Annotated in this window: 17 protein-coding genes; 6 read left to right on the top strand and 11 right to left on the bottom strand. The window is 73.6% G+C overall.

Translation table 11 applies throughout. From position 1 onward, the window contains the following. Window positions 1-7: 7 nt before the first annotated feature. From ACFV4P_RS14945 to ACFV4P_RS14935, 3 genes are all read right to left on the bottom strand, one after another. Window positions 8-1,267: a putative PEP-binding protein gene (locus ACFV4P_RS14945; RefSeq protein ID WP_380471066.1), complete on the bottom strand. Its 1,260-nt coding sequence runs from the start codon at window positions 1,265-1,267 to the stop codon at window positions 8-10. After that, on the bottom strand, window positions 1,268-3,115 hold the full coding sequence (locus tag ACFV4P_RS14940; protein WP_380471064.1) for an FAD/NAD(P)-binding protein: 1,848 nt from the start codon (window positions 3,113-3,115) through the stop codon (window positions 1,268-1,270). It lies immediately after the preceding gene. Between the two features lie 203 nt (window positions 3,116-3,318). Then, window positions 3,319-3,792, bottom strand: coding sequence for an SgcJ/EcaC family oxidoreductase (locus tag ACFV4P_RS14935; protein WP_380471062.1), 474 nt, complete (start codon window positions 3,790-3,792; stop codon window positions 3,319-3,321). 183 nt (window positions 3,793-3,975) lie between these two features. Here ACFV4P_RS14935 and ACFV4P_RS14930 point away from each other — a divergent pair, with 183 nt between their 5' ends. Both ACFV4P_RS14930 and ACFV4P_RS14925 read left to right on the top strand, forming a co-directional pair. Further along, the gene (locus tag ACFV4P_RS14930) at window positions 3,976-4,959 is read left to right on the top strand and encodes a sigma-70 family RNA polymerase sigma factor (protein WP_380471060.1); all 984 of its coding nucleotides are present in this window, start codon (window positions 3,976-3,978) and stop codon (window positions 4,957-4,959) included. A 538-nt stretch (window positions 4,960-5,497) separates the two neighbouring features. After that, the gene (locus tag ACFV4P_RS14925) at window positions 5,498-6,040 is read left to right on the top strand and encodes a TetR family transcriptional regulator (protein ID WP_380471058.1); all 543 of its coding nucleotides are present in this window, start codon (window positions 5,498-5,500) and stop codon (window positions 6,038-6,040) included. A 316-nt stretch (window positions 6,041-6,356) separates the two neighbouring features. On the opposite strand, the gene ACFV4P_RS14920 is transcribed toward ACFV4P_RS14925, so the two are convergent. Beyond that, complete coding sequence (locus tag ACFV4P_RS14920) at window positions 6,357-6,602, bottom strand: carotenoid oxygenase family protein (RefSeq protein ID WP_380471432.1); 246 nt, start codon at window positions 6,600-6,602, stop codon at window positions 6,357-6,359. A gap of 21 nt (window positions 6,603-6,623) precedes the next feature. After that, entirely contained in the window at window positions 6,624-8,009 is a 1,386-nt protein-coding gene (locus ACFV4P_RS14915) for a carotenoid oxygenase family protein (protein WP_380471056.1), read from the bottom strand. A 79-nt stretch (window positions 8,010-8,088) separates the two neighbouring features. Between ACFV4P_RS14915 and ACFV4P_RS14910 the strand changes: the two genes are divergently transcribed. Further along, window positions 8,089-8,730, top strand: a complete 642-nt coding sequence (locus ACFV4P_RS14910; RefSeq protein WP_380471054.1) for a TetR/AcrR family transcriptional regulator — start codon at window positions 8,089-8,091, stop codon at window positions 8,728-8,730. Window positions 8,731-8,849: 119 nt separating this feature from the next. Here ACFV4P_RS14910 and ACFV4P_RS14905 read toward each other — a convergent pair whose 3' ends face one another. Continuing rightward, window positions 8,850-9,821, bottom strand: a complete 972-nt coding sequence (locus ACFV4P_RS14905; RefSeq protein ID WP_380471052.1) for a hypothetical protein — start codon at window positions 9,819-9,821, stop codon at window positions 8,850-8,852. A gap of 218 nt (window positions 9,822-10,039) precedes the next feature. On the opposite strand from ACFV4P_RS14905, the gene ACFV4P_RS14900 reads away from it, so the two are divergent. Beyond that, window positions 10,040-11,023: a DUF1702 family protein gene (locus ACFV4P_RS14900; protein ID WP_380471050.1), complete on the top strand. Its 984-nt coding sequence runs from the start codon at window positions 10,040-10,042 to the stop codon at window positions 11,021-11,023. Window positions 11,024-11,127: 104 nt separating this feature from the next. After that, on the top strand, window positions 11,128-12,420 hold the full coding sequence (locus ACFV4P_RS14895) for a cytochrome P450 (protein WP_380471430.1): 1,293 nt from the start codon (window positions 11,128-11,130) through the stop codon (window positions 12,418-12,420). 133 nt (window positions 12,421-12,553) lie between these two features. On the opposite strand, the gene ACFV4P_RS14890 is transcribed toward ACFV4P_RS14895, so the two are convergent. From ACFV4P_RS14890 to ACFV4P_RS14870, 5 genes are read right to left on the bottom strand one after another with little or no spacing between them, the layout of a single operon-like run. Beyond that, a complete protein-coding gene (locus ACFV4P_RS14890) occupies window positions 12,554-13,129 on the bottom strand; it encodes a flavin reductase family protein (RefSeq protein ID WP_380471048.1) in 576 nt (191 codons plus the stop codon). Window positions 13,130-13,134: 5 nt separating this feature from the next. Next, on the bottom strand, window positions 13,135-13,605 hold the full coding sequence (locus ACFV4P_RS14885; RefSeq protein ID WP_073813063.1) for a thioesterase family protein: 471 nt from the start codon (window positions 13,603-13,605) through the stop codon (window positions 13,135-13,137). A 2-nt stretch (window positions 13,606-13,607) separates the two neighbouring features. Continuing rightward, window positions 13,608-19,475, bottom strand: a complete 5,868-nt coding sequence (locus ACFV4P_RS14880; RefSeq protein ID WP_380471047.1) for an SDR family NAD(P)-dependent oxidoreductase — start codon at window positions 19,473-19,475, stop codon at window positions 13,608-13,610. Further along, window positions 19,472-20,494, bottom strand: coding sequence for an enediyne biosynthesis protein (locus tag ACFV4P_RS14875; RefSeq protein WP_380471045.1), 1,023 nt, complete (start codon window positions 20,492-20,494; stop codon window positions 19,472-19,474). The genes ACFV4P_RS14880 and ACFV4P_RS14875 overlap by 4 nt, the downstream gene beginning before the upstream one ends. Then, window positions 20,491-22,473 carry an ASPIC/UnbV domain-containing protein gene (locus ACFV4P_RS14870; protein ID WP_380471043.1) on the bottom strand — a complete coding sequence of 661 codons (1,983 nt, stop codon included), beginning with the start codon at window positions 22,471-22,473 and terminating at the stop codon, window positions 20,491-20,493. The genes ACFV4P_RS14875 and ACFV4P_RS14870 overlap by 4 nt, the downstream gene beginning before the upstream one ends. A gap of 277 nt (window positions 22,474-22,750) precedes the next feature. On the opposite strand from ACFV4P_RS14870, the gene ACFV4P_RS14865 reads away from it, so the two are divergent. Continuing rightward, the gene (locus ACFV4P_RS14865) at window positions 22,751-24,292 is read left to right on the top strand and encodes a GMC family oxidoreductase (RefSeq protein ID WP_380471041.1); all 1,542 of its coding nucleotides are present in this window, start codon (window positions 22,751-22,753) and stop codon (window positions 24,290-24,292) included. The last annotated feature ends 170 nt before the right edge of the window (window positions 24,293-24,462 follow it).

Genomic DNA, 24,462 nt, shown 5'->3' with positions numbered 1-24,462 from the left:
CGGTTCGTCAATGTCCGGCGCAGCAGGGCGGACCGGACGGGGCGGGCTCCTCCGGGCGGAGCACCTCGACGAGTTCGGCGGTGCACATCATGTAGCCGTCGGGGGTGGGCAGCCGGTCGAGGTAGTGGGTGAGGTCGACGCCGAGGGAGAAGACCCGGACGGGGGTGCCGGCGGCCTGCCCGGCCTCGACGACGCGGCGGACGCCGTCCAGGACGGCGGGGTGGCGGGTCTGGTAGGAGTCGGCGACGAGGTGGTTGCCCCGGTCGGCGGCCAGGTAGAACTGGACCAGGTCCTTGACGCCGACGAACAGTTCGCTGGCCCCGGCGGCGCAGATCTGCGCGGTGGCGTGGACGGCGGCGGGCGTCTCGATGAACGCGGACAGCGGGACGTCGGCGGGGAGTTCGAGGTGGGCGCGCAGCTGCGCGTACTCGTCGGCGTCGTTGAGGAACGGCACCGAGAGGTGGACGCGCGCCGCCCGGTCGCCGAGCCGGGCGCGCAGCGTGTCGAGCACGGTGTGCAGGGCGTCCCGGTACGGGGTCGAGCCGAGCAGCCAGCGGGCGCCGTGCAGGCCGAGTTCGGGGTTGGGTTCGACGGCGACGGCGGACTGTTCGGTGACGCTCGCGGCGTGGTCGGAGCGCAGGTCGAGCAGCCGCAGGACGAGGCGCTGGTCGGGCAGCAGCTCCTCGACGAACGCGCCGAGGCGTTCGGCGACGGCCTGCCCGTAGCGGGCGACCTCGGCGGGTCCGCCGTCGAGGGCGTCGAACGGGCTGAGCCCGGCGGCGAGGCAGAGGAACTCCTCGCGGATGAAGAAGGATTCGACGCGTTTCGCGTTCGGCCCGCAGGAGTTGACGGTCCGGATGTCCTGGAAGTCGGCGATGACGGCGCAGGCCGCGCCGAGGTGTTCGGCGGTGGGGCTTCCGGTGCCCGGCGCGGGGTCGGGCCCCGCGGCCGGGTCGGGGTGGACCAGGATCGAGCCGTCCTCCAGGTCGAGGGTGACCTCGCCGACCAGGGCGGCGAGGTCGGCCTCGTCGACTCTCAGGACGGGGATGCCGCGGCCGCGGCAGAGGGACTGCATGTGGCCGGTCTGCCCGCCGCCGCCGCAGACCACGGCGCCGGCGGTGACGATGGCGTCGTACAGTCCCGCCTCCAGGTTGGGGGCGATCAGGATGGAGCCCTCCTGCGGGTATCCGGTGCGGTTGCAGGTGCCGCGCAGGGTGGCCTGGCTGCCACCGGTGAGCAGGTAGCCCTGGATCCGTCGCCCGTCCACTCAGTCCTCCATGTCCTCGTAGGTGTCCGTGATCCCCAGGTGACGGCGCAGTTGGCGCGGCGTCATGGAGACGTCGGTGAGTCTCCGGACGGCGGACCGGGTGACCGCCGCGCGCAGGCGGCGGTGTTCCGGGTCGTCCGGGGTGGCGAGGGGGCCGAGCAGGGCGTCCAGGCGGGCGTCGAGCCGCTCCCGCAGGTCGCGGGCCCCGGTCGCCATCCTCCTCACCTCCAGACTCACAGCGTGCTCGAAGGCCGCGCCGGGGGCTTCCTCGAACGTGCCGTCGGAGGCACCGGATTCGGCCAAGTCGCGAACATGCCACAACTCTGGGGCCGGATCGGCGAGTTCGAGCTGCTCGACGACGTGGGCGGCGACCGCGATGGAGTGGTTCTTGATCGCGGCGAGGTTGAAGGCGAACGCGCCGGTGCGGCCGTTGCGGACGATCTCGTCGCCCTCGCGGAGCGGGCCGACGGCGCTGAGCGGGCCGCTGGGCCGCCCGCTCGGGGCGAGCAGCACGCCGCGGTGGTCGACGTCCAGGCCGCGGCCGGTGCGGCCGTGCGGGGTGGCCAGGCCGCGGCGCAGCAGGTTGCGCCAGAGCGGGCCGTCGACCCGCCGGTAGTCGGTCTCCCGGCCGAAGTTGGAGACCACCAGGTCCGCCGGGACGACCAGTTTCTCGTCGGCGGTGGCGACGGTGACCTCCAGCCGGCCGGACCCGGCGGGGTTGACCGCCTGTACGGCCCCGACCAGCAGCCGGACCGGGCCGCCGGAGCGCATGGACTGCTCGATGACCTCGATGGTGTACTGCACGGCGGCGACCCGCAGGGCGGCGATCAGCGTGCCGAACTCGTCCAGCAGGGAGCGCAGTTCGGCTGACGGAATCCGGTCCATCGCGGCCGGCAGGTGGGGCTCCCAGGCCTTGGCGACCCGTTCGGCGACCACCTCGGGCGCGATGTCCGGGAACTCGCGGGTGACGGTCGCGCAGGCCGCCGTCCACTCGGCGCGGACCCGGTCGAGGAACTCCTCGCGGCCCCGGAACGGCTCCAGCAGTGAGCTGGGACAGGAGAGTTCGACCACGCCGTGCTCGTGGCCGCCCGGGTAGGAGCGGAACATCGTGCCGGTTCGGGAGACCAGGCTGATGGCGCCGGTGTGGCCCTGGCGCAGCAGCAGGCCCGCCGAGTCGTAGGCGCTGAGCACCGAGCCGACCACCACCACCTCGGCCTCGGGCGGCAGCGCCTCCAGCCGGGCCACGCCGTCCGCCGAGTAGGGGTGGCGGACGAACCGGGGGTGCTCCAGCACGTCGGTGGCGAACGGCAGTTCCTTCGGCTCCAGGCCGGTGGCGAGCACCACGTGTGCGGCGGGGAACACGCGCTCACCGTTTTGTTGACGGATCGTCAGATCGACTCCCCCGGAGGTGAGTTCGAGGTCGATCGCGTCGCCGTCGGTCTCGGTGAGCAGGACGCCGGGGGCGGCCTCGCGGGCGGCCTCGACGAGGCGCTGCTCCAGGTAGTCCTGGAAGATCCGCCGGGGCGCGGGGCCCGGCTCGGTGAACTCGTGGTCGGCCCACTGCGGCGGCCAATCGGCGCGGTCCGCCTCGCTGTTGGCCCAGTGGACGAAGTCGAGGACGTCCTCCCGGAACACCGACATCCGTCCGGCCTGGATGTTGAAGACGTAGTCCCAGGGGTTGCCGTCCCGGTGGTAGGCGACCCCGGCGGAGCGGTAGTCGGCGCGCCGCTCCAGCAGGACGATCTCGACCGGGCGGCGGGCGAAGCGGAGCATGCGGATGGCGGTGGCGGTGCCGGCCAGGCCGGCGCCGACCACGACGACTCTGGGGCGGGTTCCGGTGCGGGTCATCCTGAAACCTCTCGGTCGAGGAGCGGGGAGTGGGGGAACGCCCGGGCCGCCCGCGCGAAGACCCCGAAGCATTCAGGGAGAAGCCCGCCCGGGGGCGCCGACGCTAGGCTCCCCGAAGCAGGCCAACACCGCACCGAAAACCTCACAACATGGCCATAACTCTTTCACGAACAGAAAGTTGACGAACAGTCAGTGCACGGAGATCAGCTCCGCCGTGCGCTGTTGTGGTAGCCGGCGACGCGCCACGAACCGTTCTTCTTCTCCAGGACCCAGGTGGCGTTGACCCTGCGGGCCTCGGGGACTTCGCTCTCCCCGGCGAACAGGATTCCGGACTCGGCGACGACGATCGCGGCGCAGTTGCTGTCGCTGTCGCCGTCGCTGCCGCTGTCGCCGTCGCAGTCGCCGTCGCAGTCGCAGTCGCAGTCGCAGTCGCCGAGGAAGCGGATGCCGAGCCGGCGGTTCCAGGTCGAGCTGCCCTTGAGCGGCCCAGCGAACCCCTGGGCCATCGCCGCCCGGATCGCCTCCCGGCCGTCGCGCAGCGATCCGGGCAGGACGGCGGTCGCGTCCTCGGTGTAGTGGGCGACGATCGCGTCGGCGTCGTTGGCCTCCCAGGCCCGGTAGATCGCGTCCAGTACGGCGTCGATCGCGGCCTCGTCCTCGGCACGGGCGACAGTCACGGGGGTCTCCTTCGGAGCCGGTCCGCCGGGCTGTTCCGACGGAGTCGCGAATACCTACCGGCGGCGTTCCCGGAACTCATCGCGGCGGCGGAGAGAGATTTCCGACGGCCGGTCCGAGGCGCGGCGGCGCGGTAGGGTCCCGTCCGACCCCGCGCGGGCGGGGAAGGCCGGGAGGGGCGCGCGGTGACGGCGGAGGACGAGTTCGAGCGGCGCCTCGCGCCGTACCGGCCGGAGCTGCTGGCCCACTGCTACCGGATGCTCGGCACCGTCCACGACGCCGAGGACCTCGTCCAGGACACCTGCCTGCGGGCCTGGCGGGCGCGCGAGCAGTACGACGAGTCCCGGGCCTCGCTGCGCACCTGGCTGTACCGGATCGCCACCAACGCCTGTCTGACGGCATTGCAGGGCGCGGCCCGGCGACCGCTGCCGTCCGGGCTGGTGGCCGAGTCCGAGCCGCTCCGGGCGCTGGTCCTCGGCGACGACGTGCCGTGGCTGCAGCCGTTCCCGGACGCGTGGCTCGGCACCGGCGACCCGGCGGACACCGCGATCGGCCGCAGCGGCCTGCGGCTGGCCTTCGCCGCCGCCCTCCAGCACCTGTCGGCCCGTCAGCGCGGCGCGCTCGTCCTGCGCGAGGCGCTCGGCTTCCCGGCGTCCGAGACGGCGGAGATCCTCGGCACCACGGTGGCTGCCGTGAACAGCTCCCTGCAGCGGGCGCGGGCCCGCCTCGCGGAGGCGGGCGTCGCGCCCGAGGGCCTCGCCGAGCCCTCGGCCGCCGAGCAACGCGCCTGGGTGGACCGCTACATGAAGGCCTTCGAGAACGCCGACGTGGCGGGCCTGAAACGGCTGCTCACCGAGGACGTCCTGATGGAGATGCCGCCGATGCTCAACTGGTTCACCGGACGGGACAACTACGGGCTCTTCATGGACTGGGTGTTCGAGAAGGCCGGCACCGACTGGCGGCTGGAGCAGGTCGGCGCGAACGGCGGCCAGCCCGGCTTCGCCGCGTACCGGCGCACGGACGGCGGCTACCTGCTGCACACCCTTCAGGTGTTCACCGTCACCGCCGAAGGCATCAGCCGCAATTCGGTGTTCCAGGACCCCCGGGTGTACGCCGCGTTCGGCCTCCCGACCGAGCTCGACGACCGGGGGGTCCCCCGCGATCGCTGACGCGCGCGGGCGCGGCGGAGGGCGGACGGCAGGTGGCGGACGGCGGAGGGCGGACGGCAGGCGGCGGACGGCAGGCGGCAGGCGGCGGACGGCAGACGGCAGACGGCGGACGGCGGGCAGCAGACGGCAGACGGCGGGCAGCAGACGGCAGACGGCAGACGGCGGGCAGCAGACGGCAGACGGCAGACGGCGGACGGCAGTACTTGACGGCACGGGGGCGGGGCGGATCATCGCCGAGCTGCCGCCGGGCATCAGCCTGCGGGCAGGCGCTGCCGGAACGGAGCGTTCAAGAACGAGGCACTGCGCATCAGCGACCGGCGGACGCGCCCGACCCGGGCGGCAAGCCGTCGCCCTGCGGGCACGCGCGGTCCACCCGGGTGCGGGCTCCTTGCTGGGTGCTTCGGGAACGGCGCCGGGTGCGGGCAGGCCTCGCGGGGCAGCGGCACGGCGCGGGGCGGCGGGTGCTCGGCACGCTCGAAGAAGCGGCGGCGGCGTCTGTCGGGCGACGCTCGGCGCGGGAGGTGGTGCGCCGATGCGGATGACGGCGGATCAGCGGCGGGACGCGGTGGTGCGGGTGGCGGTGCGGGTGTTCGCCCGCGACGGCTTCCACGCCGCCACGACGGCGGCGATCGCAGGCCTGGCCGGGGTGTCGCAGCCCTACCTGTTCCGGCTGTTCGCCACCAAGCGCGCGGTGTTCCTGGCCGCCGCCGAGCTGGCCACCGACGACGCCGCGCGGGCGTTCACGGCCGCGGCCGGCAGTGCCCGCGGCGTCGCCGCGCTGCGGGCCGGGGAGCGGGCCTGGCGGCGCATGGTCGGCGCGGGCAGCCCGTTCGCCTTCCAGTGGCAGCTGCACGCGGCGGCGGCCGGCGACCCGGTGATCCGCGTGGCCGCGGCCCGGCACGCGGAGACGCTGTGGCGGACGGTTGCGGCGGCCACCGGCCTGCCCGACGCTGCGCTGGCCGCGTTCTTCGGCCGCGTCCTGCTGACGGGTGCCGCGACGGCACTGCGCCCGCCCGCACCGCTCACCACTCCGCCGGCACCCGTCCCGGCAGGGGGACGGTCACGACCGGCAGGCCGGTGAAGTCGACGGTGTCCAGCACCAGCAGCTCGCTGCGGTCGGCGACGGCCCGCGACCCGGCACTCGGCAGCGCTGTGGCGGACCGTCGCGGCGGCCACCGGCCCGCCCACACCGCTCACCGCCACCGCACCGGTCACCATTCCGCCAGCACCCACTGCGAGTGGAAGCCGTGCGGCACCCGCGCCAACAAGGGGGACGGTCGCGACCGGCGGGCCGGTGAAGTCGGCGGTGTCCAGGACCAGCAGCTCGCTGCGGCCGACAGCAGCGGCCGGCGACCCGGCACAGCGCCCGCCCACACCGGTCACCGCCGCCACGCCGCTCACCACTTCGCCGGCACCCACTGCGCGTGGAACCCGTGCGGCACCCATCCCGGCAAGGGGACGGTCGCGAGCGGCGGGCCGGTGAAGTCGGTGGTGTCCAGGACGAGCAGTTCGCTGCGGTCGGTGGCGGCCGGCGACCCGGCACTCGGCAGCGCTGTGGCGGACCGTCGCCGCAGCCACCGGCCCGCCCGACCCGGCGCAGGCCGCGCTCTTCGGCCGCGTCCTGCTGACGGACACCGCGACACCGCACCGCCCGCCCGCACCACTCACCACTCCGCCGACACCCACTGCACATGGAACCCGTGCGGCACCCGTGCCGGGAGGGGGACGGTCGCGAGCGGCGGGCCGGTGAAGTCGGCGGTGTCCAGGACCAGCAGTTCGCTGCGGTCGGTGGCGGTGTCGTACACCAGGGTCAGCAGCCAGCCGTCGCCCTCCGGGGCGAGCGCGTCGCGCGGGACGAAGACCGCCTCGCCGCCCTGCCGGCCGTCGCCGAAGGCGTGCCGGTCGGTGCGGCCGGTGGCGAGGTCGTGCCGCAGCAGTGCGGGGCCGCCGAGCGCGGCGCCCTGGTCGGGGACGAGTTCGACGGTGAACGCGTAGCGGTACGGGAGCCCGGTGCGCCGTTCGTCGATCCGCGGGAACTCCTGGACGCGGCTGTCGAGTTGGCGTTCGACGACGGCGCCCTCGCGGGGGTCGAGGGTCCACCGCCACAGCGTGGGGGCGGACTCGCTGGGGTGCAGTCGGTCGCGGTCGAAGGCCCGCTCGTGGCGGATCACGTCGACGGTGATCCGGCCGTCGGCGTCCTCGAAGGCGTTGACGGGGTGGAAGACGAAGCAGGGCGGAACGTCCAGCCAGAGTGCGGCGGCTCCGGGCCGGTCGCGGGGGACGATGCCGATCCGGGCGTCGCGGTCGGGCTGCCAGGTGTACGGGACGGGCGAGCCGGCCCGGGCCTCGGCGGGGTCGTGGGCGACCGGCAGGTCGAACAGGACCGTGTGCCGCTCGGTGAGGGCGAAGGCGTGCATCCACGGGCGGCCCTTGACCGGCACGGGCAGCGCGTCGCGGACCCGGCCCTCAACGTCGACGGTGAGCACGAGCGCCCGGTCGCCGGCCGGGTCGACGGCGACGCCGTGCAGTTCGCCGGTCACCGGGTCGGTCAGCGGGTGGGCGCAGAATCCGCCGGGCAGCGTGCCGTCGAAGTCGGTGCGGGCGCGGGTGCGCAGGTCGGCGTCGAGGACGAGCGGCAGCGCGCCGCCGTCGGTGACGGCCAGGGTGCGGCCGGCGTGCCGGACCAGGTTGGCGTTGACCGGGCCGTCGAGGCCGTGCAGCGGTCCGGGGGTGGGCAGTTCGCCGAGTTCGCGGGCGAGCGCGCCGTCGCGCAGCCAGCGGTTGCGGTACCAGTGGGCGCGACCGCCGCCGAGGCGCAGGGCGTGCACCATGCCGGTGCCGGCGAAGGCGTGCTGCACGGCGGGGTCGTGCTCGCCGCGGGTGTTGGGGCCGATCCGCAGGAACGTGCCGTCGAGCTGCGGCGGCAGGGTGCCGCGGACGGTCAGGTCGGTGTGGGCGGTCTCGGTGGGGACCGGCCGGTAGCCGGCTTCGAGCAGGTGGGTCGTGCTGTGGCGGTGGCTCGTGTGGGTGTGGCCGGTGGTGCCGGGCATAGCTGCCCCCTCCGTCGATAGCACCGTTATATAACGCCGTCATTGATTAGGTTCACAGGCGGCTGACATACTGTCAAGGGTGAGTCCACGAAAGGTCGACCCCAATCTCAGTGCGCAGCTGATCGAGGCCGCGGCGAAGCTGCTCAGCGAAGAAGGACCGGCCGCGCTGTCCACCCGCAAGCTGGCGGCCACCGTGGGCACCTCGACCATGGCGGTGTACACCCACTTCGGCGGGATGGACGACCTGGTGCGGGCGGTGGTCCGGGAGGGCTTCACGCTGCTCAACCGGCGGCTGGAGGCGGTCGAGGAGACCGACGACCCGGTCGCCGACGTGGTCGCCCTCGGCTGGGCGTACCGGGCCAACGCCCGCGAGCACCGGCACCTCTACAACGTGATGTTCGGCGGCTCCGGCCTCAGCGGCTTCTCGCTCACCGACGCCGACCGGCAGCACGGCCGCTACACGCTGGACGCCCTGGTCGGCGCGGTCAAGCGGTGCGTGGCCGCCGAGCGGTTCCTGCCCTCCGAACCGGAGTTGGTGGCCCATCAGCTCTGGATCGCGCTGCACGGCCTGGTCACCCTCGACCTCGGCGGCTACCTGGTGGAGCCGCTCAATGCGGACGTCTGCTTCGAGGCGCAGGTCTGCGGCATGATCCTCGGCGCGGGCGACGACCCGGCCCGCGCCCGGGAGTCGCTCGCCGTGGCGGCGCAGCGCCCGGTCTGAACAGAACAGAAGGACCTGAACGCACGGACCTGAACGCACGGACCGGACGCACAGGCCCGGACGCACGGCGGGCCCGGGTCTCGTGGAGAGACCCGGGCCCACCGTCATGAGCTGAGCGGCTACACGTTCCAGGGTGCCTTCGGCCACCACAGGTAGCCGAGGTTGCCGAGCAGCCGGACGTCCCAGTAGACGACCGTGAACGCGCCCGCGACCAGGAACGCCGTCGCGGTCAGCGCCGCCGCCCGGCCGGGTTTGGTGGCCAGCCAGCGCTGCACGGGCCGGCCCAGTCCGAAGGACAGCAGCAGGAACAGCAGCGCCATCACCAGGATGTTGCCGATCGACTGGAGCGAGAACGCCACCGCCCCGTAGAGCGGGTTGTGCTCGGTCGCCGCATGCCGGAACAGGTTGCGGAACAGCGGGTAGGGGCGGCCGATCAGGAAGCCGCCGACCAGTGCGCCGATCAGCACCAGCGGGGCGTTCGGGAAGCGGCGGGCCACCCGCGCCAGCGGGTCGGGCAGCACGCCGGCGGCGGCCAGGCCGATCACCAGCATCACCAGGCCGATCACCCCGAAGACGATCATCGCCTGGAGCATCCGCGGCGACAGCGTCCCGGGCACGGACCTGGTGGAGAACTGCGGCAGGTGGGTGCCGGCCAGGCCGACCAGCACCCCGTAGCCGGCGGAGACCGGCAGCATGCCGACCGTCAGCCAGCCCAGCGGGCGCAGCGCGTGCGCCAGCCGCTGACGGCGGGTCAGGCTCATCTGGCCGACCAGCGGGCCGACCGCGCCGAACACCGCCACGTTGCACGCGGTGAACGAGCCGGCGAGGCCGGAGACGAACGCGAACAGCACGCCGGCGGCGACGCCGGTCAGCGGCGTGTTCCTGGCGTCGTGGCCGAGCAGTTGGTTGGCGGTGGTGAAGCCGATCTCGTCGTCGGCCAGTTTCGAGGACCAGGCCCAGGCGAGCAGCAGTCCGCCCAGCAGTCCCAGCAGGACGACCAGGGCGGGGCGACGTGGGAACAGTCCGTTGACGAATAGCGAGGTGGCACGTGGCGGCGCTTTCACCGTCCGGCCCGTGGTGGTGTCGGTCACGCGGGGTCTCCTCAACTCACGGGTGGCCGGCCCTACGAGGGCGTCAGGACCGGAGCGCGCGGGGCGTCACAGAGTGTCGTGGATCGACCCGGCCGAACGACTACTTCCGTGTTGCCCGGCATCGGCACGGTGGAAGTAGTCCCACGTCGCCCGGCCCCGAAGCATGTAACTCGGAGACAGCTGCGGCCATCCGGGCACGCGGCGGGCTGGAGGCACTGATGAGCGGAGGCTGGCGGGCGGTTAGGCGACGCCTGTTGACACCGAGTCACAACGAGACGAAGTTGTCCACCCGGGGTTTTCACCTGAAGGACGACGCGGCTCGGACCAACCTGGAGACCGTCGGCGGTTCGTTCCTCGACGGGTACGCGATCGCCGTCGAGTCGGCGGACCAGAACGAGGCGCACCGGCTGCTGGAGCGGATACCGGTGCGCTACCGGGGTTTCGCGTACGAGGGCGCGGGGATGGGCCTGGCCATGCTGGACGGCCTGCCGCTGCCCGGCAGCGGCCGGGTCGCCGAGTTCCTGGCGGGCCACGGCGCGCCGCACGACTACATGGTGCACGTCGGCGTCGGCTGGGCGATGGCCCGGCTCCCCCGCTTCCGCTGGGCGGCGATCGCCCCCGCCGACCCGCTGCTGCGCTGGCTCGCCCTGGACGGCTACGGCTTCCACCAGGCGTACTTCCGCACCGCGCGGTACGTGCACGAGCACCACCGGGAGACCGCGTTCCCGTGGCCCGGCGACGAGACCCGGCGCTACGCCGGGCACGCCATCGACCAGGGCATCGGCCGTGCCCTGTGGTTCATCGGCGGCACCGACCCGGCCGTCGTCGCCGACCTGCTCGACGGCTACCAGCCCGACCGGCACGCCGACCTGTGGGCCGGCGTCGGACTGGCCGCCTGCTACGCCGCCGGCGCCACCGAGGCCGAGCTGCGGCTGCTGCTGGAGCGGGCCGGCGAGCACCGGCCGCAGCTCGCCCAGGGCGCGGCGTTCGCCGCCACCGCCCGGGTGGAGTCCGGGCTGCTCACCGAGCACGCCGAGGCGGCCGCCGCGGTGCTCTGCGGCCTCACCCCGCAGCAGGCCGTCACCGTCTGCACGCAGGCCCGGCCGCGGCCCGTCGTGGACGGCGCGGTGCCCGCGTACGAGGTGTGGCGGCAGGCGATCTCCGACCGGATCGTCAGCGGCGCCCCCGGGGCCCGCACGTGACGGCCGCCGAACCCGCCCCGGCCGCCGCCGCCCGGCGGCGCGCCGCGGCGCACCGACGTCCGCCCGGGCCGTCCCGCGCGGCCACCCCGGTGCTGCTGGCCAGGATGGCCTCCGACCGGCTGTCCGTGATGACGGAGGCCGCCGCCGAGTACGGCGACGCGGTGCGGCTGCCGCTCGGCCCGAAGACCCTGTACTTCTTCAACCACCCCGACCACGTCCGCCGGGTGCTCACCGACAACAGCGCCAACTACCACAAGGGCATCGGCCTGGTGCACGCCCGGCGCGCCCTCGGTGACGGCCTGCTGACCAGCGAGGGCGAGTTGTGGCGCGCCCAGCGCAAGGTGATCCAGCCGGTCTTCCAGGCCCGCCGGATCTCCCGGCAGGCCGAGGTGATCGCCGAGGAGGCGGCGCTGCTCGCCGAGCGGCTGCGCCGCACCGCGGGCACCGGGCCGGTCGACATGCGGCAGGAGATGACCTCGCTCACCCTGGGCGTCCTCGGCCGCTCCCTGCTGGACGCCGACCTCGGCGCCTACGAGTCGATCGGCGAGGCCTTCGAGATCGTCCAGGACCAGGCCATCTTCGAGATGATGAGCCTGAGTTCGGTGCCCTCGTGGGTGCCGCTGCCACTCCAGTTGCGGTTCCGCAGGGCCCGCGCCGAGCTCGACCGGATCGTCGCCGACCTCGCCGAGGAACGCGAGCGCCGGCCCGCCTCCGACGGCACCCGCGACGACGTGCTGTCCCGGCTCGTCGACGCCACCGCCGGCGAACGCGACCCGGTGGCGCGGCGGGCCAGGATGCGCGACGAACTGGTCACCCTGCTGCTGGCCGGCCACGACACCACCGCCAGCACCCTCGGCTGGACGCTGTACCTGCTCGACCGGCACCCCGAGGTCGGCGACCGGGTCCGCGCCGAGGTGGACGACGTGCTCGGCGACCGGCTGCCGACCTTCGAGGACATGCACCGGCTCAGCTACACCTCGATGGTCCTGCAGGAGGTGATGCGCCTGTACCCGGCCGTGTGGCTGCTGCCCCGCAAGGCGCTCGCCGCGGACGAGATCGGCGGCTACCGGGTGCCGGCCGGCGCCGACGTCGTGCTCTGCCCGTACACCCTGCACCGGCACCCCGAGTTCTGGGAGCACCCGGACCGCTTCGACCCGGAGCGGTTCGCCAAGGGCCGTGCGGCGGGCCGCCACCGCTACGCCTACATCCCGTTCGGCGCGGGCCCCCGGGTCTGCGTCGGCAGCGGCCTCGGCATGCTGGAGGCCACCGTGGTGCTCGCCGTCCTGCTGCGCCGGCTGCGGCTGTCGGTGCCGGCCGGGCACCGGGTGCGGGCCGAGCCGATGCTGACCCTGCGGATCAGGGGCGGCCTGCCGATGACCGTCCTCCCGCGCGACTGAACCGACGGCACGAAGAGGCCCGGACCGCTCATGGTCCGGGCCCCTTCGTGCGGTCGGTTCCGCGCCGGGGAACAGCCGGACGCCCGGCCGGGAGGTTCCCGGCCGGGCGTCGCTGTCGTGGCCCGGTGCGCCGTCAGCCGGCGAGCCTGGCGAATCCGCCTCCGTGGTACAGCAACGGATCCCCGCCGGCCGATCGGCCTGCCCCCAGGACCGTGCCGACGAAGATGGTGTGATCACCTCCCTCGTGGACGTCGCCGAGCCGGCACTCCAGCCACGCCTGGACGTCGTCCAGGACGGGCGCTCCGGTGTAGTGGCCGCGCCGGTGGCCGATGCCCTCGAACTCCCGCAGCCCGCGCGGGCGCCGGCTGTCGGCGAAGTGCCGCGCCACCCACTCCTGGTCGCGGGCGAGCACCGACACCGCGAACGACCCCTCGGCCAGCACGGTCGCGTGGATCGCCGCCGACTTCACCACGCACACCAGCACCTGCGCGGGTTCCAGCGAGACGGACGTGAACGAGTTGGCCGTCATCCCGCACGGGACGTCGCGCCCGGCGGTGAGGACGGTCACCCCGGTGGCGAAGCGCCCCAGCACTCCGCGCAGCGCCCGGGGGTCGCCCAGGTCGGCCTCGGGTGCGTGCGCGGGAAGCGGAGGCAGGTCGAGCGCGCCGGGCAGCGGCGCGGACGCGGACGCGGACGGGAACGAGGACATGGCGATCACCCCACGGTGGTGGTGCCGGTCAGGGAGGGCGCCGTCGCGGTGACGGCGTAGGGCTCCAGGGCGAGCCGCAGCGGCTCGGGCACCCTGGTCGGTCTGGTGTCGGTGTTGGGGCCGCGCATGCACGCCACCCGCTGCTGCCCGCGCGCGACGAGGTACTCCGCGCCGTCCGCGGCCAGCCGCACGTAGTCGAAGGTGAAGGCGACCTGGGTCTGGGTGAGGTCGGCGAGCCGCATCCGGATCGACAGCTCGTCGAACGCGGTGATCTCGGCGAAGAACTCGCAGTCCACCTTGAGGGTGAACAGCTTGAGGTCGGCGCGGACGTCGGCGAGCACCTCGGGGGCCTTCTCCAGCAGGAACATCTCTCGGCAACGGCCCTGCCAGCGCAGGTAGTTGACGTAGTAGACGTTGCCGACCAGGTTGGTCTCCTCGAAGCCCACCAGGTGGCGGTACTCGAAGTAGTCGGACACGGTCATCGGGCTCCTCCGGTCAGGACGGTGAAGGCCACCGGGTCGGCGACGCCGTCCAGGGCCGTCACGAAGCTCACGATCCGGTGCGTGCCGCCGTTGAGCGCCGCCCAGCCCGCCGGGAGCCCGGAGGCGTCCCCGAGGCTGAGGCCGGCCACCGCGTGGCCCGCCTTGCGCAGCGTCTCCACCGCGCCCCACACCCGGGTGGCGGCGGTGCCGTACGGCTCGCCGCGTTCGGCGGACAGCAGGGCGGCCAGCGCCGAGCCGTCCGGGCCGAGCAGGCCGTCCCACTCCTCGACAGTCCGTTCGACGGCGGCCTCGACGTCGCAGGCGACGGTCTCGTCCGCGACCACCGTGAAGGTGACGCCCGCCGCGTGCGAGGAGGAGATCCGCCGCCCGTCGGCGAGTTCGGGCCGGCCGTCGGGGCGGTGGTGCACCTCGGTGGTCCGGCCGAGCGCCCAGCTCGCGGCCTCGGCGGTGCGCCGACGCCGGTCGGCGACCGACTCCCCGGAGCCCTCGCCGCCGGGCAGCACCACGCACCGCACCGGGTGGCCGAGCGCCGCTTCCACGCGCCGCTCCAGGAACGGGCCGAGCAGCGCGGGCAGCCAGGGGCCGGATCCGTCCTGCTTGCGCACCGCCCGCAGCAGCAGGCCCTCCCACTGTTCGACCGGCAGGCCCGCCTCGTCGCGGATCTCCAGGTCCCACAGGTAGCTGTCGCCGTCCCGGGAGCGCTCGCGGGCGTCCAGGAACAGTCGGCGGCCGTCGCGCGCGGCGGCGGCGTCGGCCAGGTGCAGCCGCTCCACGCTGACCGGCAGCAGGGTCGCCTCGGGGACGCACGCCTGGATGGTGTGCATCATCGCGTCGCGGGTGCCCGGGTCGGCGAGCAGCAGGTCGCCCGGGTGGAAGCCCGCGAACCAGTCGGTGCGCGGCGTGTCGTCGATCTCGACCAGGCAGTGCTTGGCCGCCAGGTCCCGGTAGCCGAGCAGCCGTTGGAAGCGGTCGCCCTGGAACAGCACCGGGCCGTACAGCTCGCCGGGCGTCAGCGGGACGGTCGGCACCTCGTCGGTGACGGGGGCGGGGTCGGCCGCGGACCGCTCGGCGCCGAAGCGCAGGGTGGCCCGGAAGTGGTCGGCCTGGAAGCCGGTCTCGCCGCTGCGCAGCACCACCCGGACGGTGTCGGGGCCGGTGGCGAGGACGGCGACCCGCAGGGTGGTGGCGCCGGTGACGGGGACGACGATGGGTCGCAGGAACTCCATGCCCTCCAGCACCGGCGTGTCCTGACGGCCGGTCAGGGCGGTCGCGGCCTGCGTCATGGCCTCCATGCCGAGGACCGCGGGGAAGAGCAGGTCGCCGTCGAGGAGGTGGTCGGGCAGGTAGCGGTCGCCGCCGCCGGTGAGTTCGGCGTCCACCACCAGCTCGATGCCGGGGTAGTGCACCTGCGGGCGCTCCAGGAAGCGCAGCAGCGGCAGTTCGCGCCGCTCCAGGGCGATGGTGGGAAGTCCGCCGGCCCGGCCCATCACGACCAGCGCGGGGGCGGTGGCGGGGGTGGCGAGCAGGCGGCCGAGCAGGGCGACGCCGTCGTCGGCGGGGATCGGTTCGATGCCCTCGCGGACCAGCGCCTCCAGCACGCCGAGCCGCTCGCCCATGCCCGCGCCCGACCAGACCGACCACTCCAGGGCCAGGCAGCGGCAGTCCGGGTAGTCCTGCTGGAAGCGGACGGTCAGTTCGGTGAGCCAGTCGTTGGCGGTGGCGTAGTCGGCCTCGCCGCGCAGGCCGGCCCGGCCGATGATGCTGCCGAAGGTGACGAACAGGCGCAGCGCGGCCGGGTCGACGGCGGCGAGGACGGCCTCCACGCCGTCGATCTTGGTGGCGAGGGTGCGGCGGAACGACGCCTCGTCGAGGGTGGCGAGGGCCTGCGGCTCGTTGCGGCCGGCGCCGTGCAGGACGCCGGTGACGGTGCCGAGTTCGCGGGTGATCTCGGTGACGGCGGCCTTGACCTGGTCGGCGGAGGTGACGTCGGCGCGGGCGTAGTGGACCCGGACGCCCGCGGCGGCCATCCGGGCGAGGTTGTCGGCGAGTTCGGTGTCGCGGGCGGGGTCGGAGCGGCCCAGCAGGCCGATCGCGGTGCCGTTGGCCCGGGCGAGGGCGAGGGCGCACTCGGCGGTGATGCCCTTGCCGCCGCCGGTGACCAGCAGCACGTCCTGCGGGCCGAGGGCCTGGTGGTCGGGGTCGACGGGGAGGTCGACGGCGCGCAGCACCGGGACGCGACGGGTGCCGTCGGCGTCGTAGTGGATCTCGCTGAACGCAGTGGTGGCGGCGGTGTCGGCGGCGATCCGCCGGGCGATCCGCTCGGCGTCGTCGGCCGGCAGGTCGTCGGTGACGGGCAGGGTGACGACGGTGACGGGGATGTCGGGGGCCTCCAGGTGCAGGGTCTTGGCGAGGCCGGCCGCGCCCCGGCGGTCGCCGACCGCGACCAGGCGGGTGCCGGCGGAGCGGCGGGCGGGGTCGAGGGCGGCGCGGGCGGCGTCCAGCATCAGGCCGAGGTGGCGCTGGTCGCAGTCGCGGGGCAGGGCGAGCAGGACGCCGTCGCCGGGGCCGGTGGCCGTGAGGGCCTCGGCGAGCGGGCCGGCCAGCGGGTGCCGGTCGGTGGCGAAGACCTCCCAGTGGCCGCCGGGTCCGGCGGCGGGGGCGGGCGGGGCGGTCTCGGTCAGGTCGACCTCGAACGGGCGCACCCAGGGCGCCACTCCGGGCGCGGCGGCCGGCTGGCGGCCGGCGTCCGGCGACTGCTCCGCCAACTCGTCCAGCAGTTCGGCGAGTTGGCCGAGGGTGGAGGTGGCGAAGGCGGTGGTGACCATGGGGGCGACGATGCCGAGTTCCTGGGCGGCCTGGTTCATGATCTGGCCGACCGTGATGGAGCTCAGGTGCAGTTCGTCGAGCGGGTTGGCGGACGGGTCGACGGTCTCGACCGGCAGTTCGGCCCGTTCGGCGGCCAGCCGGATCAGCACCTCCAGGCTGGAGGCGCCCTCCCCGGCAAGGCCGGCCGCGGGGCCGGCCTCGGCGGCGACGGCCTTGCGCGGGGCGGTCTGCTCCAGCACGAACTCCTCGCCGCCGACCTCGCAGGGGCTGGCGAAGAACCGGAACTGCTTGTCGAGCGGCAGCGGCCGGGTGAAGCGGTCCGCGAACAGCTGCTCATGGCGGACCGGCGCGCCCATCGTCCAGGCGGCGGCGACGGCGCCGAGCAGCCCGCCCAGCGAGGTCGCGTCGGCCTCGGTGGCGACGGCGGGCACGGCGGGCAGGATCTCGCCGGCCAGCGACTTGAGGATCTGCCCGGGGCCGACCTCGATCAGCAGGTCGACCTGTCCGGCCATCGCCTGCAGCGCCTCGGTGAAGCGCACCGGCTGGACGACCTGGCGGGTCAGCAGGTCCACCACGTCGGTGTCCGCGGGCAGCAGGCCGCCGGTGACGGTGGAGACCAGGCCCTCGCCGACCGGGGCGAAGGCCTCCTGGGCGAGGTGGTCGGCGAGGCCGGCCGCGGCGGGCGCGACGGCCGGGGAGTGGAAGGCGTGCGAGACCCGGACCCGGCCCACGCCGACGCCCTGGCGTTCGGCGAGCGCGCAGACCCGTTCGACCGCGGCCGCCGGGCCCGAGACCACCGTCTGGCCGGGGCTGTTGTAGCCGGCGATGACGACCGGCTCGCCGACGATCAGCGCCTCGGCGAGCGTCGGGGTGGTGGCGAGGGCGGCCATCGCGCCGCCGCCGTCGCTGGCGGTGGCCATGATCCGGCCGCGGGCGGCGGCGGCGCGCAGCACCGTCTCCTCGTCCATGGCGCCCGCCCAGTGCAGGGCGGTGAGTTCGCCGAGGCTGTGGCCGGTGGCGCGGGCGGCCTCGATGCCGAGCGTCTCCAGCACCCGCAGGCCCGCCACCGAGGCGGCGACGATGCGGGGCTGGGCGACGTCGGTGGCGACCTGGTCGCCGTCGACGGGCAGGCCGAGCCGGGCGTACAGCTCCTCGACGGCGGCGAAGCGGCGGCGCAGCGCCCCGCCGTCGCCGCGCCGGCCGGCGCCCTGGCCGGGGAACAGGTAGCCGATCCGGGGGGCGCGGCCGGCGCTGCCGAGGTAGATGCCCTGGGCGGTGCCGATGGCGGAGCGGGCCCCGGAGTCGAGCAGCGCGGTCAGCGCGGCGAAGCGCTCGACGGCCTGGTCGGGCGAGGCCGCCAGCACGGCGGCGCGCAGCGGCCGGTCGGCCAGGTCGCGTTCCAACGTGGCGGCGAGGTCGCCGAGTTCGGCGTACGACAGCTGGGCGCAGAACTCGCCGAGCCGGGTCGCCTTGGCGCGCAGTTCGTCCGGGTCGGCGCCGTCCAGCAGGAAGAGTTCGACGTCCTGCCGGGAGGCGACCAGGCGGTGCGCGACGGTGGGCACGGCGGTGCGCAGGACGCCGTCGGCGTGCTCGACGACGACGTGCGCGTTGATGCCGCCGAAGCCCATCGAGGAGATGCCGGCCCGGATCGGCGCGCCGTCGGGCCACAGTTCGGCGCGGTCGGGGACGCGCACCGCCGGCGCGGGGCCGGTGAGTTCCGGGTGCGGGTCGACGTGGCTGGTGGCGGGCGGGATGACCTGGTGGCGGACCGCGAGGATCGCCTTGAGCAGCCCGGCGACGCCGGCGGCGGCCTTGGTGTGGCCGAAGTTGCCCTTGACGGTGCTGAGCGCGGCGGGCGTCTCGGCGCCGGCCGCCCGGCGGGCCTCGGAGAAGGCGCGCAGTTCGGTGGCGTCGCCGACGGCGGTGCCGGTGCCGTGGCCCTCGAAGTAGCCGACCGTCTCGATGCCGAAGCCCGCCGCGCGGTAGGCGCGGGCCAGGGCGAGCCGGTGGCCGCTGGCCTCGGGGCGGGTGATGCCGCCCTTGCCGTCGGAGGAGTAGCCCCAGCCGGGGATGGTGGCGTAGCGGAACCGGCCCTGGGCGCGGGCGTCCTCGTCGCGCATCAGGACGACCATGCCGCAGCCCTCGCCGGGCCAGAAGCCGTTGGAGCCCTTGTCGTAGACCCGCATCTCGCCGGTGGCGAGCGCCCCGGTCTTGGCGAAGCCGATGACCTCGAACGGGTCGATGCTGAGGTCGACGCCGCCGGCCACCGCGACGTCCATCCGGCCGTCGATCAGCGCGTCGCAGGCGGTGGAGACGGACAGCAGCGAGGACGAGCAGGCGCCGTCGACGGTGAAGCCGCCGCCCTTGAAGTCGAAGTGGTTGCAGATCCGGCCGGCGATGGTGTTGGCCAGGCCGCCGGCCAGGGTGTCCTCGCCGATCGGCGGGAACGCGCTCTTGTAGCGGCCCTCCAGGCCGTCCAGGAACTCGCCCAACTGCTCGTCGTCCCAGCCCTGTTCGCGCAGGGCGGCGCCGACGGTGCGGCGCACGTACGGCCAGCGCAGGCGCATCAGGTTGGCGCGGCTGAACTCGCCGGTGAGGGTGTTGCCGATGATGACGCCGGTGTTGGCGTCCTCCAGGCCCTCGCCGAACGGGAAGCCGGCGTCCTCCAGGGCGCGGGCGGCGGTGTCCAGGGCCAGCCAGTGCGTCATGTCGGTGGCGCGGAAGGTGCTGCCGGCGACGCGGTGGCGGACCCGGTCGAACTCGAAGCCCTCGATGACGGCGGCCTTGGCGCTGTAGAAGCGGTCCGGGGCGGCCGGGTCGGGCGAGTAGTAGTCCTCGGCGCGCATCCGGACGTCGGGGAGCTTGCGGAACGCCCGGCGGCCGGCCAGCACGTTCTGCCACAGCTGTTCGGGGGACTCGGCGTCGGGGTAGCGGCAGGCCATGCCGACCACCGCGATCCGTCCGCGGCCGGTCGGCTCCTCGCCGTCCCGGGCCGGTCGGAGCTGTCGGTCCGTCACGCCGCCACCGCCTCGTTGCCCATGGGCCGCCCGGGGGCCGCCGTCTCTCCGGTCGGGCCGGCGAGGACGCCGTCGGCCTGCTTGCGCTTGTTCAGGAAGTGCGCGACCCACCAGCCGGCGCCGCGCAGGCCGCAGACCAGGGTGGTGGCGAAGAACAGGGTGTAGACCACGTTGAAGAGCATCAGCACGCCGTAGGCCATGGCCACCGAGGCGCCGAACATGAACTGGTTGCGGCCCTTGCTGGGCGTGGTGCCCGGGTCGGTGATCATGTAGTTGGTGTAGAGCACGAACGCGACGCCGCTCATCGGGCCGAGTGCGGAGAAGATCGCCACGTCCCAGATCCAGTGCCGCAGCAGCGCCTGGATGACGAAGCCGCCGAGCCAGCCGACGATCAGCGGGACGCGCTTGGTCAGCATGGCGTTGATGACGGTGCCGGCGGTGGTGATGATCAGCGGGATGCCGATCCGGAAGAAGGTGTTGGCGTTCTCGGTGAACTCGTACGGCGGGGCGATGCTGACCCACGAGCCGAACATCACCAGCGCCATCGTGATGCCGAAGTTCGACGGGTTCATGAAGTGCCGCATCCGGCCGTACACCGGGGCCTGCAGGGCGTGCTTGGCGGCGACGCCGATGAACACGGCGAGCAGGATCGGCAGCAGCCGGTCGTTCGCGTAGAGCAGCATGTTCGCGGCGAGGGCGGTGATGTGGGACGGCAGCAGGAACTCGTACAGGCCGCGGACGCCGTTGCCGCGGAAGCGCGGGGTGCGCTCCTGCGCCCAGGCGCTGACCATCTCCAGGACGATCTCGACAACGTAGGCGAACGGTGCGCAGATCAGCGGCCACAGCCAGGGCTGCTCGAAGCCCAGCAGGGTGTAGCCGAAGATGTTGAAGACGGACATCGAGAGGGCGAAGTTGCGCAGCGCCAGGTAGCGCGGGTCGCGGTTGGGCTGCCTCTTCTTCGGGGCGGCGTGCGGGCGGACGGCGGCGGTGGCCGCGCCGGAGATGTCGGTCGCGGTCATCGGGCCGCCACCTCCTTGATGTCGTCGGTCAGCATGAGGGTGTGGGTGCCGGCGGTCAGCTGCTGGGTCTTGGTGTGCATGACGCCGGCGGCGTCGCGCCAGCAGAGGTCGGCGGTGACGGGGCCGCTCTGGTCGCCGAGGCCGAAGCGGACCTCGAAGCTGCGGTAGCCGCCGTGGCCGCCGCCGCCGTCGAGCTGGGCGACCTGCTTCTTGCCGTCGGGGGTGGTGACGGTGACGGTGGCGCCGTAGGCGGGCGAGCCGGTGTTGGCCAGGTGCTGGCCGGCGGTGGCGCCGGTGGCGGGCCGGAACAGGTTCAGCGTCAGGTGGTGGCCGAGCGCCGGGGCCTGGTTGGCGTAGAAGGCCGGCGGTCCCCACTGGCGGGCGATGGCGAAGTCGAGGGCGCCGCTGCCGGTGGTGTCGGCGGTGGCGATGCCGCGGGTCGGGATCGGCACGTCGAGGCCGAGCTGCTTGCTGATGTTGGCGAACTTGCCGTTGGCGGTGCGGGCGTAGAAGGCCATCGTCTCGTCGCCGGCCAGGTCGTCGCCGGGGCCGACGTTCGGCCAGATCTTCGGGTTCGACAGCAGGTCGTCGTTGGTCATGGCCATCTCCTGCAGCCACGGCCAGCGGTCGATGTCGCCCTTGACGAAGCCGTCGGCCTGCAGGATGTTCTGCTTGCCGTTGTTGAGGAAGTCGCCCATCTTGGCGTCCCAGCCCCAGCCGGTCCAGGCGACGCCCTGGTCGGCGGCCTCCTGGGTGAACGGGGCGATGCCGGCGGAGAGCTTCTTCTTCATGTCGGCCTGGTCCTTGGCCTGGTTGATCCAGAGGAAGTTGCTCTCCTCCAGGCCCCACGCCACGGTGATGTTGCTGACCATCATGTCGAAGCTGCCGTTGCCGTCCACGTCGCCGAAGTCGACGCCCATGCCCTTGAACGAGCCCTTGCCGAGCACGAAGGACTTCGGGGTGGTGGCGGTGCGCTCGCCGGTGGCCTCCTCGAAGCGGATCCGGCCCGGGGTGGAGACGTTGTGCAGCAGGTGCGCGTGGCCGAAGTCGTTGGCGATGTAGATGTCCGGCAGTCCGGAGCCGGTCAGGTCGGCGCCGGCGATGGCCAGCGTCCAGCCGGTGGAGGCGTCGAACGGGATGGCGTCCTTCTCCTCGACGAACCGGGCGTCCGGCTCGTTGCCGGTCGCGGAGTCGTGGAAGCGCAGCACGTGGTCGCCGCCGGCGTTCTTCGCGCTGGACAGCGAGTCGTTCATCTGGACGTTGCGGATGCCCTGCGGGTCGAGCACGTCCGAGTCGGGGAAGTAGTTGCCGATGATGATCGACGGGTGGCCGCTGCCGTCCAGGTCGCCGACGTACGCGGCGTCGGTGTTCCAGCGCGGTCCGTGGTAGCGGCCGTCCAGGCTCTCCGAGGCCACCAACTCGCGTGGTACGTACGAGTCGTGGCTCGGCGTGGCGGCGTCCGCCTTGGCCATGAACAGCACCGGGGTGCGGCCCCAGTAGGTGACCAGGAAGTCGGTGCGGCCGTCGCCGTTGAAGTCGCCGGGCGTGCAGCCGGTGGGCGCCATGGTGTCGTCCATCGGCAGCGGCTTGCCGTCCAGGACGAACGGCGTGAACCGGTCGGCCTCGGGGGCGGTCGGCGTCCAGGAGACGATCACCGAGTCGGTGCGGGTGTCGACGATGCACATGCCGTCGGCGCGGCCGTGGCCGGTGACGTCGTTGATGGCGATGCTGGCGCCGACCGAGGAGATCCAGGCGCGGATCTTCTCGTAGGCCGGGTTCACCTTGCGGATCGTGTTCATCGGCCGCGACTCGTAGCCCGGCGGCATCGCGATCGGCATCTCCTTGAATTTGTATGCCGCGGCCGCATCGTCACCGCCCGCGACCGCCACCGAGGAACGGATGACGAAGAACATCGAGGCAGCCACCAAAATGGTGACCAACCCGGGTACGAGTCTGCGGAATCGCCGTTGTTGCGACATTCCAATTCCCTCCCGTGGGCGACGATGAAAAGGGCGTCCGTGGCCGGCCCGAACGAATTCGTCGGCTATCCGCCATGCGGACCTGACACTTGAGGATGTCCGCCCTCCGCAAAGTCTGCTTCTCTGACGTTGCCAGGGTTCGAACGGCGAACCGGGCGCGGTACACGGAATATCCCGGACGGCCGGTCGGGCACTCTCGGAGAAGACCCGGCGCGGATGCGCTGTGAAACTCGGGTGAGATCGGCCCCTTCGAATCCCCCGTCTGGCGAGGTAATCCATGGTGCACACGTATGACGTGATAGTCGTCGGGTCCGGCTCGGCCGGCGCGACCCTCGCGGCCCGGTTGAGCGAGGACCCGGGCCGTTCCGTGCTCCTCGTCGAGGCGGGCCCCGACTTTCCCGATCCGGCCGACATTCCGCGCGAGATCGTCAACGGCAACGCGATGTCGATGCACGCGCACGACTGGCGGTACCGCGCCGAGATCCTGGACGGCCGGCGGATCATCTTCCCGCGCGGGAAGATCACCGGCGGCTCCTCCGCGGTCGGCGCGACGATCGCGCTGCGCGGCGTCCCGGAGAACTTCGACCGGTGGGCCGCGGGCGGCAACCCGGCGTGGACGTACCAGCAGGTCCTGCCGTACTACCGGCGCCTGGAGGACGACCAGAACTTCGCCGACGAGTACCACGGCAACAACGGCCCGGTGCCGATCCGCCGGGTCCGGACGCAGGACATGTCGCCGATGGAGATCGCCTTCACCGAGGCCAGCCTGGCAGCCGGATTCCCCGAGGTCACCGACCACAACCACCCCGAGGCGACCGGCATCGGCCCGATCCCGTCCAACCGCCGCGACGGCCTGCGGGTCTCCACCGCGATGGCGTACCTGACCCCCGACGTGCGCTCCCGTCCCAACCTGACGGTCGTCGGGGACACCCTGGTGCACGAGGTGCTGTTCGAGGGCGACCGGGCCGTCGGCGTGCTGGCCGGCCCGGCCGGCCGGGTGCCGGAGGAGCTCCGCGCACACCGCGTGGTGCTGTCCGCCGGCGCGGTCAACTCGCCCACGCTGCTGATGCGTTCGGGCATCGGCCCGGCCGATGACCTGACCCGCCTGGGCATCCGGGTGCGGCTCGACCGCCCCGGCGTCGGCGCCCACCTCCAGGACCACCCGCGCACCGGCGTCTTCCTGCGCCCCAAGGAGGGCATGCCCACCGACGTGCCGTTCCTGCAGGCGATGGTGCGGACCACCTCCAAGGGCTCCGCCGACTTCAACGACATGCAGTACTACATGGTCAACCACTTCGACCTGACGCTCTTCCCCGAGCTGCAGATGCTCGCCCAGGCGCCGATGATCTTCGGCGTGATGGTGGTCGACCAGCAGCCCGAGTCGGTCGGCCGGCTCCGCCTGACCTCCACCGACCCGGCGGCCGGGCCCGAGATCCAGCTGGACTTCCTCTCCACCGAACGCGACGTGGAGAAGATGGTCGAGGGCGTGCGCACCTGTTGGGAGCTGGCCAACCACCCCGGCATCGCCTCCGAGGGCGACGGGTTCATCGTGCTGAGCGACCGGCTGATCGAGAAGGACGCGATGGTCGAGCAGTACGTCCGCACCAGCCTCGACAGCGGCTACCACCCGGTCGGCACGGCCCGGATGGGCGCCGCCGACGACGCCGGCTCGGTCGTCGACCAGCGGCTGCGGGTGCACGGCACCGAGGGTCTGTACGTGGCCGACGCCTCGATCATGCCGCAGATCGTCAACTGCAACACCAACCTGACCTCGATCATGATCGGCGAGCGGCTGGCGGACTGGCTGCGCGCCGAGTGACCCCCCTGCGCCCGTGACGACGGCCGCCCCGGTGCCCCGCGCACCGCGGCGGCCGTCGCCGTTCCCGGCCTCCCGGCCTCCCGGCCTGCGGGGTCTCCCGACCGGCCGGCTCCCCCGCGGAAGTCAGGGCAATTTGGGAGACGAGTGGAGGGCTCCATTCCTGCCACCAT

Source organism: Kitasatospora sp. NPDC059795 (assembly GCF_042732175.1).
Lineage (GTDB): Bacteria > Actinomycetota > Actinomycetes > Streptomycetales > Streptomycetaceae > Kitasatospora.
Note: the sequence above shows the minus strand (reverse complement) of the source record. Positions and strands in the feature narration are given on the sequence as shown.